A 14,876-nucleotide genomic window follows, 5' to 3' on the forward strand; every position below is an offset into this window, starting at 1 on the left:
TTTTTCGAGAGTTTTTTATTTCTAAGTTCGACTTTGGGAATATTTAAGCATAGGAACTTATTAGATGACTAAAATATTATATTTTTGATAAAAATTTTAAAACAGGCCTCGATCTGCAAAAACATATACGTTGAAGAAATATTTAGTGTTTTTATTATTTTGGAGTTGTACTTTTCAGTATGCGCAAACCGTTCGAAAATATTCGAATGAGTTTATGAATATTGGGGTCGATGCCGCTGCTCTTGGAATGGCAAGTGCTGCAACTGCTTCTTCAAATGATGTAAATGCAGTTTACTGGAATCCGGCAGGTTTGACACATCTCGAAGATCATCAAATTGCTCTGATGCACGCCAGCTACTTTGCCAATATTGCACAATACGATTACATTGGTTACGCAAGTCCGATTGATGACAGAAGTGCTTGGGGAATTTCGATGATTCGTTTTGGCGTAGACGACATTATGGACACGACGCAATTAATCGATAACCAAGGGAATATTGATTATAATAGAATTAGCCTTTTCTCTACTGCCGATTATGGTTTTACTTTTTCTTATGCACGAAAACTACCTGTTGACGGATTTCAATATGGAGTAAATGCTAAAGTAATTCGAAGGGTAATTGGAAAATTTGCAAATTCGTGGGGATTTGGATTTGATATCGGACTTCAGTTTGAAAGAAATGATTGGAAGTTTGGTTTAATGCTTCGAGATATCACTACAACTTACAACGTTTGGAATATTGATGAAGAAGAATATAAAAAGATCGCCGATGCAATTCCGGGAGAAAACAATACTTTGCCAGAAAGTACCGAGATAACATTGCCAAAAGCGCAATTGGGAGTTTCTAAGAGATTTGATTTTCATAATGAATGCAGTCTTGTAACTTCTGCCAATTTAAATGTGCGATTCGAGCAGACAAACGACATCATTTCATCAAAAGCTATAAGTATAGACCCAGCTCTAGGGTTTGAGTTTAGTTATACCGATTTGGTTTTTGTGCGCGCTGGCGCAGGAAACTTTCAGAATGTAACGCAACTGGATAATACCGAAAAAGTAAATTTTCAGCCTAATATTGGTTTAGGCTTTAGATATAAAGGCATACAAATTGATTATGCTTTGACTGATTTAGGCAATCAAAGTACCGCATTGTATTCTAATATTTTTTCGCTGAAAGTAGATTTAGGTATCTTTAGATAATAAGAAACCATAAAACATTTAAAATTTTAAATCATGAAAACTGTCATGTTCAAAAAAGCACTTTTTATTCTATTATTCTTATCAAGTTTTATTGGTTTCAGCCAGAGTTTAGCTTTATCTAAAGATGCTAAAATAAGCATTTTGACTTGTGGTCTTGGAAATGAAACGTATTCCTACTTTGGACATACCGGAATTAGAGTTTTAGATCCTGTAAACAATTTTGACGTTGTTTACAATTATGGGACTTTTGATTTTAGAACTCCAAATTTTGTTTTAAAGTTTGCAAAAGGAGATTTGCAATATTTTGCCACTGTGCATTCATATGCAGATTTTTTTAATGAATACACTTATGAGAAAAGAAGCATTTATGAGCAAGAATTATTAATTTCTCAAGACTTAAAGCAAAAACTTTTCGACCAGCTAAATGCTGTTTTAGATTCTGATGAGCGCTATTACACTTATAAATTCATCGATAGAAACTGTACTTCGATGGTTGTTGATGTGGTGAATAAAACTTTAGGCGAAAATGTAATAGTAAAAAAAGAAGATACAGATAAAACCTACCGTTCTATCCTATTTCCTTATTTTGATGGCCATTTTTACGATCAATTAGGAACAAGTATTATTTTCGGAACTAAAGTTGATCAAATGGGAACCAGAATTTTTCTTCCTTTTGAATTGAAAAACAGTTTAGACAAAACTACTTTCAAGAATAAGTCTCTAGCTGCGAAAAGTAAAACACTCCTTGAGTTTACAAAAGAAACACCAACTTCTTGGTGGAATAACATTTATACATATCTTTTTATTTTGCTTTTTGTAATCTTTGCGAAAAACAAAACAGTTGATAAAATCTACTTCTTGATTCTCTCTCTAATTGGAATATTCTTCGTTATTATGGGATTTTATTCGTTTCACCAAGAATTGGCGATGAATTATAACGTATTGCTTTTTAGTCCGCTTTTATTGCTTTTAGTTTTGTTTTCTATTTTCAAAAACAAACTATGGACTTACAGATTTTCGTTAATCAACTTTGTGCTTTTAGTAATTTACTTTTTGTTTTTAATCAATAAAGCACATTTCTTTATCACTTTACCGTTGATTATTACAAGCGGAGTGGTTTTAGTGCGAACCGCAATTCGCAACAAAAAACCAATTCCGATTATAATTTAAAATTATTATTATTGACCTCTGTAGAATAAAACCGTAGTAATGGTTTTGAAGGTAATACTCAAATCAAGAAATATACTTCTGTGTTTGATGTAATATAAATCGTATTGCAACTTAACCAAACTCTCGTCGATTGATTCTCCGTATGAATAATTAACTTGCGCCCAACCTGTAAGTCCAGGTTTAATTACATGACGTGTTTCATAAAAAGGCATTACAGCAGCAATTTCTTCAACAAAAAAAGGACGTTCAGGTCTTGGTCCAATTACGCCCATTTCTCCTTTCAAAACATTAATAAATTGAGGCAGTTCATCAATTCTTGACTTTCTCATAATTTTACCAAATGGAGTAACTCTTCTGTCATTATGAGTTGCAAAAACAGCTCCATTTGTCTCTGAATTCTCCGTCATAGTTCTAAATTTATAAATCTCGAAAACTACTCCATTTTTTCCTACTCTTTCTTGCGTGTAAAATAAACTTCCTTTATTAGCAAATAGATTACAGATAAAAATTATCGGAATAAAAACTAAACTGATTAAAAGTCCCAAAACAGAAAACATGATTTCTATAAGACGTACAAAAAATAAATAAAGTTTATTGCTATTACTTCTGCTAAAAGGGAAAAATCTATAAAAATCTCTTTCTATATGATGAACAGGAATTCGTTGTGTTTTGCTTTCATAAACCTGTGTATATTCACGTATAATATTTCCTTTTTCTAATAAATGAAGCAACTGCTGATATAGATCGGGAGTGATCCCATCTGTTTTCTGAGAAGCAATTACAATTTCTGAGACATTGTGTGTAGATACAAAACGTTCTAAATCTTCCTTCTTTATTTCGCTTACATAGTCAAAACCTAAATTCTCATCTGCAACAGAATCCGAACTAACAAAACCAACAATTTTGTAATGTGGATCTACATTTTCCAGCCCTAAAACTAATTCCTCGACTTCGCTTTGATCACAAATCAAAACAACATTTTGCGAAAAACGGTGAGAAGCTAGAAAATAGCAATAGAACAAACGCCATAAAAGCAGTGTAATTAATACTGTAAAATAAAATATTAATATTACCAATCTTTGTTTCGGCAGTACTGGAGAAAGAACAGGAGTAAACAAATAAGCCAAAACAGTGGCCGTAGCCGTAAAAACGACATTTTGCAGAATCTGAAGATGATTGCTGGCTACCTGTAAATTATAAATTTCGAAAATTACTCCAAAAGCGTAAAGATAGCTCACTAATAAAAGTGTGCTAAACGAATTATTTATATCAAAAGCGAAATAATGATAATCAAATACGGCGCTTAATAGATACAAAGCAATTAAAATAAAAACAGCATCGAAAGAAAGGAGCAATATCTTCCTTTCTGAAATTTCAAAATGCATTTTCTTTTTTGAGAACATCACTTGTAGGTTTTAAATTTGGTTATAGGGCACAGCAAATGTATCGCAAAAAAATATAACTAATCTATTAATTTTCTGTTTCTTCAGGAATTTTCACCTGTACAAAAAGAAGCGATAATGCATATATAAATGCTGGGGCAGCCGTTCGCATTGCCGCATGGTTAATTGTTAGCAACCAAAAAAAGTAAAATGATAAAAAATATAAATGCTGTCTATTTTCTATATAAAATACAAAAGGAGTAACTCCAATTATCAACAATGCAAAAATGCCCAATAATCCATGTTCGGAAAAAAGCCTGGTTATTTCGTTATGTGAAGCAACTGCCACTCCAAGTTGATCTGCTCTTTTTTCTTTACTAAGCCCCACACCTACTCCTACAATAGGATTCTCTAAAAAAAGTGTAATATCAGCATCCATTATTTCCTCTCTGCCTCCCAGTCTATCTTTCTTTTCTCTTCCCAATGCATCTTTATTACTATATCTTTTCTCTATAAGACCTCTTGTTTGCAAAGAACTATACCCCCAAATACCGCTTCCTAAAGCAATTGTTAAAACAAAAACTAGAGCAAACTTACTTCTGCCTTTTGCATTTGAAAAATAATACAATAAAAATAAAAGGCAAATAATCATTACTACACCCGTAATAATTCCTCCTCTAGAAAAAGTAACAATCCCTCTATAACTTATGAAAACTAACAGCCCTCCATTTATTAATAATTCTATTTTAGATTTTGAAAACAGAATTATTTGTGTAAAAAAAATAAACATTCCTAATCCCAATATTGTTGACACTTGATTAGGGCCAAAACCACCAGATGTTTCGAAATTTGATTGAGTTCCCGTTACAACATCTTGTATATTGGGAGTATAAAGAAACAAATATACAGTTGTAGAAATAATAGGAAATGCCATCACTAATAATAACTTTTGAATATTATCGAAAGTAATTTTTCTCCCAAATGTATATATTGAACATATCGCCAAACATACCGGTCCTGATAAATTAAAAAATAAAGCCTTTTTAACATCTGTGCCTAAATCCTGATAATTGGCTGTAATAAGAATAGAAGGAACCAGAAGTATGAAAAAAAACAAATAAATTAGTGCACTTTTTGAAAAGTTACTATATATCATACCAAGAATCATAAAACCAATAACACAAAATTTTGTGTATTCATTATTAAAACTCCCTCCTGTCATCCTAAGCAAGACTTCTGCACCTACTAAATATGCGCTAGCAAAAAGTACTTCATTATTTCTGTTTCTGTTTCTAATAATTACAATAACGCCTATTACAATAATTAATAGAGCATATATTTTTGAAAAAAAAGGAATAACAAAAATAATTAATGCTAATAATGCATGAAAAACGATTATGGCTAAATAACTAAGTTTTGTGTTTTTCATTATAAAATATTTACTTCGTAATGGCGGTTAAAGATTTCAACCATGTTATGTACTCTTTTAAAATTGATTCTTCACCAAAATTTTCATTTACGTGAAGGTTTAACAGGTTTCCTAATGATTTACGAATATCTTGATTTTCAATCAATATCTGAACTGACTCTACAAATTGCGTTAAATTATTAGAATCAATTTTCAAACCTTCTTTAGATGAGGGAACAACTTTTGAAATTTCACCAACATTGGTTGTCACAACAGGTAAATTAGCTAGTCCATATTCTAAAACAGCCAACGGAAGTCCTTCTGAAAGAGAAGTTAAAACTGCAATATCGCTCTGTTGCAACAATTCCTGAACATTATGTACTGCTCCATAAAAAAATACCGTTTCAGAAAGTCCTTTTTCTTTAACCAGCTCTAATAGATTAGCACTATAGGAATCATTAAAATCTTTACCTATTAAATGGAAGCTCCATTCTGGAAATTTTTCATAAATTTCTTTTGCGCCATTAATCAATAATTCATGGTTTTTTTGAGGACGCAAGTTTGCAACACAAATTATTCTTTGGCCATCTTTTCCTTTTAACTGAATACCATCAAAAAAAACAGCTGGTTTGATTATAAAGTTTGGAAAATAAATAAGGTTTTTACAATTCAAATAATCTTGAGCCCATTTTTGCAGAGAATCATTTACAGAAATAATTCCTAAAAAAAGATAAGATGATAATTTTAATGTCAAGTTTTTTCGTAATGCAAGATTTTGCGAAATTCCATAATGATCATGCCAGATTATTTTGATCCATGGCATTGTTATTTTTACTAAAACTGCAATAAAAAAAGAAGAGCTATGCGCATGAATAAGATCCACTTTATTTTTTTTCAAATAATTTCTTAATCTAAAAATTGCGCTTAAATCTATAGTAGATTTTCTTTTTAAGAATAAATATGCTACTTTTTGATCTATATGATCCAAAAGCAAACCTTCATTTCTTGTTGAGATTAATCCTGAAAATTCTATTTTGTTGGCAAGTGAATTTGCATAATTTACTGCCATACGCTCTGCACCACCGACCTCTAAAGAATCTATAATCTGTACAATTCTCATTTTATCAGCAGTTTTTCTATTTCTTTTTCAAAAACATCTGTAGTAAAATTGCGTGACCACTCCATCGCTATTTGACTTTTCTTTAACCAAGCCCTTTGATTCATTATTAAATCTCCTATCTGCTTAGCATCTTTATCCAAATCCATTTTAAGGAGAGCCCCACGTTTACCAAAATCCAACATATAAGGAACACATGATATTTTTGTAGAAATTGGAATACAACCCCAGAACATTCCCTCTGCAATGGCTTTCGGCCATCCTTCGCTTTTTGAAGGTAAAATTACAAAATGACTTTCTTGATAAGCTGCTTTTAAAGTTTCTTTATTCTGATTTCCTTTTATAATGATATATTCCTCCAATCTATTCATTTGAATATAATTTTTCAGAGAATCTCTTTCTAGACCATCTCCATATAAATCTAACGTAACATTATGCCCTGCTGATAGTAATTTCTCAACTAATTTAACACTATACAAAGGATTTTTACCTAACACTAAGCTCCCAACAAAAATGAATTTTATTCCGTTCTTAAAATCTTCTTTTTCGACACTGCTTTTTTCATATTCTGAATAAGTTGCTGTAAAAAATGATTTTATGTTCTTTGATTGATTTTCCCAATCTCCATATACTAAAACCTGCATGTTTCTTGTTAGAAATGCATTGCTAAGAATCCATTTTTGCATGCGATAGCTCCAAGGCTGATTACTTTTAGGATCCCAATTTCCGGCATATTTTGCTGTTTTAGTTTTATTTGGAAAAAAAATCTGAACAAGGCAACCTATCAGACCCATGTTTCCTGGGCATCTTAAATGAATATGGTCTGCCTTTTTCATTACCCAAAATATCTTCCAAAAAACAACAGGCAATTTAAAAATTGATGAGATAATATTATTTAAACTAATAAAACTAAAATCACGAACTGCCTTAAAATTTATTTTATCATGTTGATACGAAATATCTATTGGGGTTATTTCCCGCTTTATTAATGGAGCAACAATAATAACCTCATCAACATACTTCAACCAAATATTCATTTCTTGAACATAAGGTGAATATCCTAAATATTCATTGTTTTTAAAAACATGAGATACGTGAGTTATGATAACAAATTTAATTGATTTCAATCTTTGTTTTTTTTACAATCTTTAAAATTCTCTATTTTCTAATTATTAGAAGTTGGCAAAGCAGGTTTCGCAAAGATCAAACTGAAATAGCCTACCATCCTTCCAATTGCTTCTGTTAATGGGTCTTTCTTATTTTTCTCGGTCAAAATATTAACAAACCGAATTAAAGCCAATACAATAGTTATAGCATTCCATTTAAAACGATCAATGATTTTTGGATTTGGATTTTTAATCCTCCAAACATACCATCCGTTTCTTACTACCATTTTCCCATATTTATATTGATTTGGTCTTCCTGATGGATCATGATAATGATATAGCTTAGCATTTGTATTAATGACGTTTTTACCAAATTGTAAAGCTCTTAAACTAAAATCAGCATCTTCATATAAACCATAACCTTCAAAAAATTTTGAAAATTTATTTTTCTCAAGCACATTTCTTCTAAAAGACATTGACATACCAATCAATAGATCAACTTCATATATTTTATTTGTTAAAGGAAAGCCACAAGTTCTTCCGTGAGAATACAAAGGCATTTTTCCTGGCCCCAAATTAGAGGCAAGGCCTAGATAATTACGGACTATATTCCGTAAACCTTCAGGATAGAAATATCCTTCAAAGAGATAATACTTTTTTGTGTTATATAGAACATCTTGATTTTTAAGCTGCCATTTATTTTCATTAACTGCCACACCACCAATTCCTGTTACATCAGGTCTCTCTTTAAATGCTTTAATAATTTCGCAGAAGTAATCTGGTTCTAAAATTGTGTCGTCATCCAGAAAACAAATCACTTCTGAATGAGTATTTAGCTTCGAAATTCCTATATTACGTTGTTTTGTTAATCCTCTATCCTGATCGGAAACTTTAAAATATTTTAAATTATTAAATCTATTTTGACTTAACATTAATTCTGTTTCATCATTAATAGACCCATCGATGATTAAAATTTCGTCTGGATACAAAATCTGTTTCTCTAAAGATTGGAGTAAACTTAACAATGCTCCAGAACGCATATATGTACATACTATTAATGAAAATTTCATAAGTTGTAAATGTTATACTTTTTATATTTTGACAACCATCTTTTAACTAATTTCACCCTTTTAATCTTTCTGCCCAAAGGAGACTAGATTTCCATTGTGCTCTAAAACTAGAAAGATATTTTATTGGATTTTTTATTTGCTGTACTTTATAAAATTTAAAAAAAAGTACCGTTTTATATCCCAAAACTTGTTTTAAAGTGTTATTATTTATTTTCAAAAACATAATCGTTGGAGAAGGTTTTGGCTGGACGATTTCATCCTTCCATGCTAAAATAGGTTTAGTTCGAAAACCTCCCATTGGCGCTCTTAAATGATTAATTAAAAGATTTGGAAAATAAATCACATCAAATCCAACATTTCTCAACTGTATTCCAAATTCAGTATCTTCTCCATATCCAAATTCCAAACTTTTATTAAATTTTACCTTTTTGAGTGCTGTAGCTTTTATAAAGCTATTGCCAGATCCAAATATTGAAGCTTGACAAATTTTTCGCTTAACCAATTTCTGATTGGCATCAGGATAAAATGTTAAAACTGACAAACAACCGTATTGAGTGATGTTTTCGAATGTTTTTTCAATTAAGTCAGATTCAAATCTATTGTCATCGTCATTTAAGAAAACCCACTCACTTGTAACTTCTGCAAGAGCCAAATTCCTTGCATTGCACGCTCCAGTTTGATGTGTAAAAGTATGCTTGATATTAAAAGGCCAGTTTTCATTATTAAGATAATCTAATTCAGACTCACTACTTAAATCAGAATTTTGTTCTATTATGATGACATTTTCGGGTAAATGAGTCTGCTTTGACAAATCTTTTAAAACATCATGCAAATATTTTTTTCTTCCAATAGTCGGAATAATAACATCAATAGTCTTTTTTTCTATAACTTTTCTGTTGGATTGAACAGGAATTTTATCTAACAAGTCTTCATTTAAATATCGTTTTTTGAAGATAAAACTTGTTATCAATGGAAAAATAGCAAACCTCTTTTCATAAAATAATAGATCTAAAAACAAAATAAAAACCCAACGAGTTCTATAATGCTGTTTAACAAAACGAAATGTTAGAAAGTCATTTTTTTTATCCTTTACTTTGACATCTCGGCAATCTTTAACTAACAACGGTTCTGAATAGCATAAAAGCCCTCCTAACATTGCTAATTTTGCCATAGAATGTAAAAAATAATCAAAGCTTGAATTTGTATTAATTTTGTCTTTTAGAAGATTTAAAACCGATGCGTAAATCCCTCCAACGTCTTCGCTCATCATCCAAGTAGGATAGCTTACATCTTTTTTTATATTCAAAAAAGGAGATTCGTCAACATATTCAATACTTTCTGGTAAAAAAGAAATTGAAGACAGATTATAAGATGCCATTATTTTTTTATGATGGAAAATCTCTGCCAATACATTACGATTTAAATTTGATTTTAAATCTAATTGACACCAGATAATAAGACATTCAGGATATTGCTCAGCAATCTGAAATAAATTATCTGCTATACTTTTTTGGGAAAATAGAATACTTTTTCCATTAAAGTCAACTTCAACAACTTTATTGTTTTGATGATAAACTATAACTGGCATTAAATTGATTTTGAATTTATTACTTTTAAATAAAATGCTATATTTTCTTTGACAAGTTTGTTAATATCAAACTTATTTTCGACTCTTTGTCTGGCATTTTTTCCAATTTCCAAACTCAAATCACTACTCTTAAAAATATTACGAATTCTATCAGCATATTTATCATGATTTGAAGGGTAAACCAGATAACCACTTTCTCCATCAATAATCAATTCTTGAGCCCAACCAATATTGCTATTCACAACAGCTTTCTGCATCGCCATAGCTTCTGTTGTTACCATTCCGAAAGTTTCTGCATAAGTAGGAAATACGCATACGTTTGCTTTCTTTATGTAATTTTGAATTTCTCCATATGGAATTTTGCCTAGATAATTTACATTTTTTAAATCATCTTCAGTAAATAAAGTCTTCATTAATTCCCATGTTGATTTTGATTTTGTTTTTAAATCTAAAGTGTCTCCGCCAATTAGAATTAATTTGGCACCCGAAAAATCGTTACGTACTTTGTTAAAAATTCCTGGCAGTTCTAAAACACCTTTTTTTCTTATTAAAGTACCCACGTAAAGAATTACATTTTCTTCAAACTTGTCTGGTTCCTTGTTATCAAAATTATCGAGATATAAGCCATTGTAAATTGTCGTAATCTCTTTTCCTTTTATCTTGAAAAGCTTTTTTGAAATTTCGCCAGCAAATTTTGTTGGAGCAATAAATGCATCTGCATTACTAATTGCTAATTTTTCAAACCAGAAATTTTTAATTTTTTGCTTTCTATTTTCTAAATGACAGAAATAAGCATCACTTCCATGAAAACGAATCACTAAAGGAATTTTAAAACGCATAAAAGCTGTAATTCCAGTCCAATCTGGAGCTTCAATGATGTCGATCTTTTTCTCGAGAATAATTCTATTAATAAATTTTTGTATTTTTTTTCTATTCCAGTAAAAATTAAAAAACTTCCCTTTACTGTTGTTCAAACTATAAATCGTCGAATTCTTTTCCTCGATAACAAATTCTTCCTTTTGCCCATATACAAAAACAGAAACCTGTACGTTAAACTCTTTTAGTTTTTCTGCCAAAGTAAAAACGCTTGTCCCAATTCCTCCATCGTGTCCGAAAGCATTATGAGGATAATGAGAAACAATATAAGCAACATGTAGATCTGGCTTCATTTTTTTATTTTATTCAATTTTGTCTTCACGCTTCTTTTTAATTGTCTTTCTTTTGCTTTCAAAAATCTTTTAAAACTAAATTTATATCCTCCAATATTAAGAAAATTACCTGCAGAAAAACATACCAAAAACTCATTTTCTTTACCCTTATTTAAATCTAAAACATCACTTTTTTTTAAAAAAATCTCCTGTTTACAGTTTCCCTTTTTGTTGTTGTTTGCGAATGAAAAGATTTTTGAGAAAAGACCAAAATCTTGTTGTACTGCAAACTCTTTGTAATTTAATGATTTTGACACCTTAAATACTTTCACAGCATTATTAACGACTAAGGATATATTAGATTTTTCGAGCTTTAACCAAGAGAAATAAACTAAAAGTGGAGGCAGAAAATAATTCTCCTTTATAAAATAAATATTTTTAGAAGACTGAGAATGATCTTCATTTAAAACAAATTCTGCTTCAAAATAATTAGACAGATATGTTTTAATTTCATCTCTATTCCTGCTAGCATTTATAAAAAAAGATAAATTATGCAACTGAATTTTTTGATCCAAATGATTGTATTTTATCCATCGTTCCGGATAATAATCTGCATCATTAAGTTCTTTACTTTTTTTTCCATCAAAATTTTTGAATGGTCTTATAATTTTTGAATCACTTTTTTCTCCAAGCCAAGCTGTCCACCAAGAAAAAGTAGAATTGCTTATTATAAAATCATCACACATTGTTCCCAAACAAAGTTGTTCTGTTTCATTTAAACCGTCTCCAAAAAAGGCATTTTCTAAAAATGAAAAATGATACTTGCAATAATTGATATCATCACTCAAGACAATAAGGTTACAAGAAACCCAATCTGGAAAAAATACTGCTAAGCTATTTAAGTAATAATTTATTGGAAGTTGAAAATAATCTTTATGATTTACAAAATCTCCTCTGCGAATAGAAATTAAAATTGTACGCTTTTTAAAAACTTCGCTATATTTTTTATTTATTTTTTCTTTTAAAGAATCTGAAAACTCAAAATAGTGTTTCGTCAATTCTATATCAAAATATTTTTCTGTTTGCAACCACCCATTTATATCATAATGATCAGATCCAAAAGTCCATTGATGATAATGGTATTCTTTTTCTTCAATATCGTTAAACAAAGATTGATTTAAGGATAAAAGTGGCAGTTTATTTTTAAAAGCATTTTGATATTTCCATAGTAAAAAGGAGAATTCATGATTATTCTTGGTCGCTATACCAATAGTTGAGGCTATTTGAAAAAGTTGATTTCCCAAATTCCCTTTCTTCCCTATTTTACTAAATGTTATCATTTTGAATATTAAAAACTTATCCTTTATTAAAAAAATCTTTAATAATTCTTGCGGTAAACAATCTTGCTCCTTCATCTGTCATATGGCCACATGAAGAAAAGTATTTGTTTTCAATAACTGTATTTTCGTAATTATGAATTTCTGGATATGCTTTTTTTACTTTATCAAAATAATTCATTCCCACAACATTCTCACACATGGGCGTCATAACAGCAATAAAATTGATATTATTCTTTTTGCAAATGTTTTTAATCTCTTCGTAGTATTTATTGTGTGGCAGTGGATTTAAATTGACAATATTGTTTTTCATATTGCCATTTTTATGTTTTTCTAAAGGATAATATCCTAAATTATCTAAAGCGTTGGTTTTTTTATGCATGAGAGTAAAAAATGTTTCTCTGAATCCAATTTTACTATCATATTTTAGATACCGATAAAATGGTATATAGTACAACTCATTAAAGTAAGCATCATTTTTAAAATGTTCTTTAATCATTTCTGAATTATGAATATATGGCAAAAACTTAACCGTGACGCCTTCAGATTCTTTCTCACTTGAGAGATTCAAATCTGCTTCTAGAATAATATTTTTTATTTCATATTTTCTTTCAATCATCAATTTCAGCATCAAAGAGGCTTCAAACAAATGCCCTCCGCTCATTCCGTAGTTGAATGTTTTTAGCCCTTTGTCTTCAAACATTTGGGACACAAAATGATTATTAGCCCTTGAAGAACCCAAAATCACGACATCATATTTTTGAGGTTTAGAGTTAAAAACGTTTTCGATTTTTCCTCGGTTTCTTGACTGCATAAAAACACAAGTATACAATCCGTCTAAAATAACTGCTACTGAAATTGTTAAAATAAAAATTCCTAAGATGTATAATAAAAACTTCTTCATTAAAATTGGAAATAAATAAATTCTTTATAATCTGAATAAGTCCCAAAGGCAATAATAGCGATAATTGCTAAGGCCATTTTTAGCATACTCCTTTTTCCAGAAATTGGTTCTACTTTGGTTTTATTATTCCACTCAACCAAAACGAACAATCCAATCATTAATAATAATTCGTAATTGTATCGTTCGTTATCTAAATATTGAGCGCTAAACTCTCCATTAGTAAATATTTTTTTTAGATATAAAACAGCATCGGTGATTGTTTTTGCTCTAAAAAATACCCAAGCTACGCAAGTCAATAAAAAAGTAGTTAAAATGCTAAATAGTACTCTAACAGAATCAAAATTCCATTTTAAAGTAACAGAATCCATATTATTCCTATTACTATTGGACAACAATAAAGGAAGAAAATAAACTGCATTTATAAACCCCCAAACAATGTATGTCCAATTGGCACCATGCCAAAATCCGCTAACAATAAAGATGATAAAAGTATTTCTGATCTTCATCCATAGACCACCTTTGCTTCCTCCTAACGGAATATATAAATAATCTCGAAACCAAGAAGAAAGTGAAATATGCCAGCGGCGCCAAAACTCTGCTATGTCTCTTGAAAAATAAGGATAATTGAAATTCCTCAATAAATCTAAACCAAATAATTTGGAAACCCCAAGCGCAATGTCTGAATATCCAGAAAAATCTCCATATATCTGAAAAGCAAAATAAACTGCTCCTAAAATCAATGAAAAAGAATTCATTGAAGGATAATGATCAAAAATGGCGTTTGCATAAACAGCGCAGGTATCGGCAATAACCACTTTTTTAACCAAGCCCCAAACAATTTGATAAACTCCTTCTTTGGCTTTTTCTAAATTAAATTCACGTTTTTCTTTTAACTCAGGCAATAAATGTGTTGCTCTTTCTATTGGCCCAGCTACCAAAAGAGGAAAATAGCTGACAAACAAGGAATAATCTATAAAATTGTATTCAGCTTTAATTCTTTTATAATAAATATCAATTACATACGACAGTCCATGGAAAGTATAAAATGAAATTCCGACTGGTAAAATTACATTCAATAAAAATGGACTTACTTTAAAGCCAAAAGAAGTAAACATTTCTGCAAATGAAGTTGCAAAAAAGTTATAATATTTAAAAATTCCTAAAAATCCTAAATTGACTAAAATACTAAGCCAAAACCAAAATTTTCGACTTTTTTCTGAGTTACTTTTCTCGATTTGAATTCCAGTGAAATAATCTAGAAACGTAGAAAAAACTAGCAAAAATAGAAATCTCCAATCCCAACAGGAATAAAAATAATAACTGGCAACAATTAACAAAGCATTTTGTGTGCTTTTAGTTTTATTGAAGACAAACCAATATAAGAAAAAAACTATTGGCAAGAATATGGCAAAAGCCAGAGAGTTAAAAAACATAACTTAAAAATGATT

The 14,876-nt window shown here is 30.1% G+C and carries 12 protein-coding genes; 2 read left to right on the forward strand and 10 right to left on the reverse strand.

Going from position 1 to position 14,876, the window contains the following annotated elements; translation table 11 throughout:
• Positions 1 to 130 precede the first annotated feature (130 nt).
• Complete coding sequence (locus tag ABXT06_RS15795) at positions 131 to 1,198, forward strand: putative type IX sorting system protein PorV2 (RefSeq protein WP_502909051.1); 1,068 nt, start codon at positions 131 to 133, stop codon at positions 1,196 to 1,198.
• 33 nt (positions 1,199 to 1,231) lie between these two features.
• Positions 1,232 to 2,368: a lipoprotein N-acyltransferase Lnb domain-containing protein gene (locus ABXT06_RS15800; RefSeq protein WP_354591608.1), complete on the forward strand. Its 1,137-nt coding sequence runs from the start codon at positions 1,232 to 1,234 to the stop codon at positions 2,366 to 2,368.
• Between the two features lie 8 nt (positions 2,369 to 2,376).
• Here the strand turns inward: ABXT06_RS15800 and ABXT06_RS15805 are convergent, their stop codons facing one another.
• The 10 genes from ABXT06_RS15805 to ABXT06_RS15850 form a co-directional block, all read right to left on the reverse strand.
• Positions 2,377 to 3,771 carry a sugar transferase gene (locus ABXT06_RS15805; protein WP_354591609.1) on the reverse strand — a complete coding sequence of 465 codons (1,395 nt, stop codon included), beginning with the start codon at positions 3,769 to 3,771 and terminating at the stop codon, positions 2,377 to 2,379.
• A gap of 67 nt (positions 3,772 to 3,838) precedes the next feature.
• Positions 3,839 to 5,179: an O-antigen ligase family protein gene (locus ABXT06_RS15810; protein WP_354591610.1), complete on the reverse strand. Its 1,341-nt coding sequence runs from the start codon at positions 5,177 to 5,179 to the stop codon at positions 3,839 to 3,841.
• A 10-nt stretch (positions 5,180 to 5,189) separates the two neighbouring features.
• Entirely contained in the window at positions 5,190 to 6,278 is a 1,089-nt protein-coding gene (locus ABXT06_RS15815) for a glycosyltransferase (protein ID WP_354591611.1), read from the reverse strand.
• Positions 6,275 to 7,402 (reverse strand): glycosyltransferase, encoded by a 1,128-nt coding sequence (locus ABXT06_RS15820; protein ID WP_354591612.1) that lies wholly within the window; start codon positions 7,400 to 7,402, stop codon positions 6,275 to 6,277. The genes ABXT06_RS15815 and ABXT06_RS15820 overlap by 4 nt, the downstream gene beginning before the upstream one ends.
• Before the next feature lie 38 nt (positions 7,403 to 7,440).
• The gene (locus tag ABXT06_RS15825; RefSeq protein ID WP_354591613.1) at positions 7,441 to 8,451 is read right to left on the reverse strand and encodes a glycosyltransferase family 2 protein; all 1,011 of its coding nucleotides are present in this window, start codon (positions 8,449 to 8,451) and stop codon (positions 7,441 to 7,443) included.
• Between the two features lie 52 nt (positions 8,452 to 8,503).
• The gene (locus ABXT06_RS15830) at positions 8,504 to 10,039 is read right to left on the reverse strand and encodes a glycosyltransferase family 2 protein (RefSeq protein ID WP_354591614.1); all 1,536 of its coding nucleotides are present in this window, start codon (positions 10,037 to 10,039) and stop codon (positions 8,504 to 8,506) included.
• Entirely contained in the window at positions 10,039 to 11,208 is a 1,170-nt protein-coding gene (locus tag ABXT06_RS15835; RefSeq protein ID WP_354591615.1) for a glycosyltransferase family 4 protein, read from the reverse strand. The genes ABXT06_RS15830 and ABXT06_RS15835 overlap by 1 nt, the downstream gene beginning before the upstream one ends.
• Positions 11,205 to 12,602: an alpha-1,2-fucosyltransferase gene (locus ABXT06_RS15840; protein WP_354591616.1), complete on the reverse strand. Its 1,398-nt coding sequence runs from the start codon at positions 12,600 to 12,602 to the stop codon at positions 11,205 to 11,207. Before ABXT06_RS15840 ends, ABXT06_RS15835 begins: the two co-directional genes overlap by 4 nt.
• Positions 12,544 to 13,428, reverse strand: coding sequence for a hypothetical protein (locus ABXT06_RS15845; RefSeq protein WP_354591617.1), 885 nt, complete (start codon positions 13,426 to 13,428; stop codon positions 12,544 to 12,546). The genes ABXT06_RS15840 and ABXT06_RS15845 overlap by 59 nt, the downstream gene beginning before the upstream one ends.
• Complete coding sequence (locus ABXT06_RS15850; RefSeq protein ID WP_354591618.1) at positions 13,428 to 14,861, reverse strand: MBOAT family O-acyltransferase; 1,434 nt, start codon at positions 14,859 to 14,861, stop codon at positions 13,428 to 13,430. Before ABXT06_RS15850 ends, ABXT06_RS15845 begins: the two co-directional genes overlap by 1 nt.
• Positions 14,862 to 14,876: the final 15 nt, after the last annotated feature.

This window comes from Flavobacterium sp. UW10123 (assembly GCF_040538975.1).
Lineage (GTDB): Bacteria > Bacteroidota > Bacteroidia > Flavobacteriales > Flavobacteriaceae > Flavobacterium.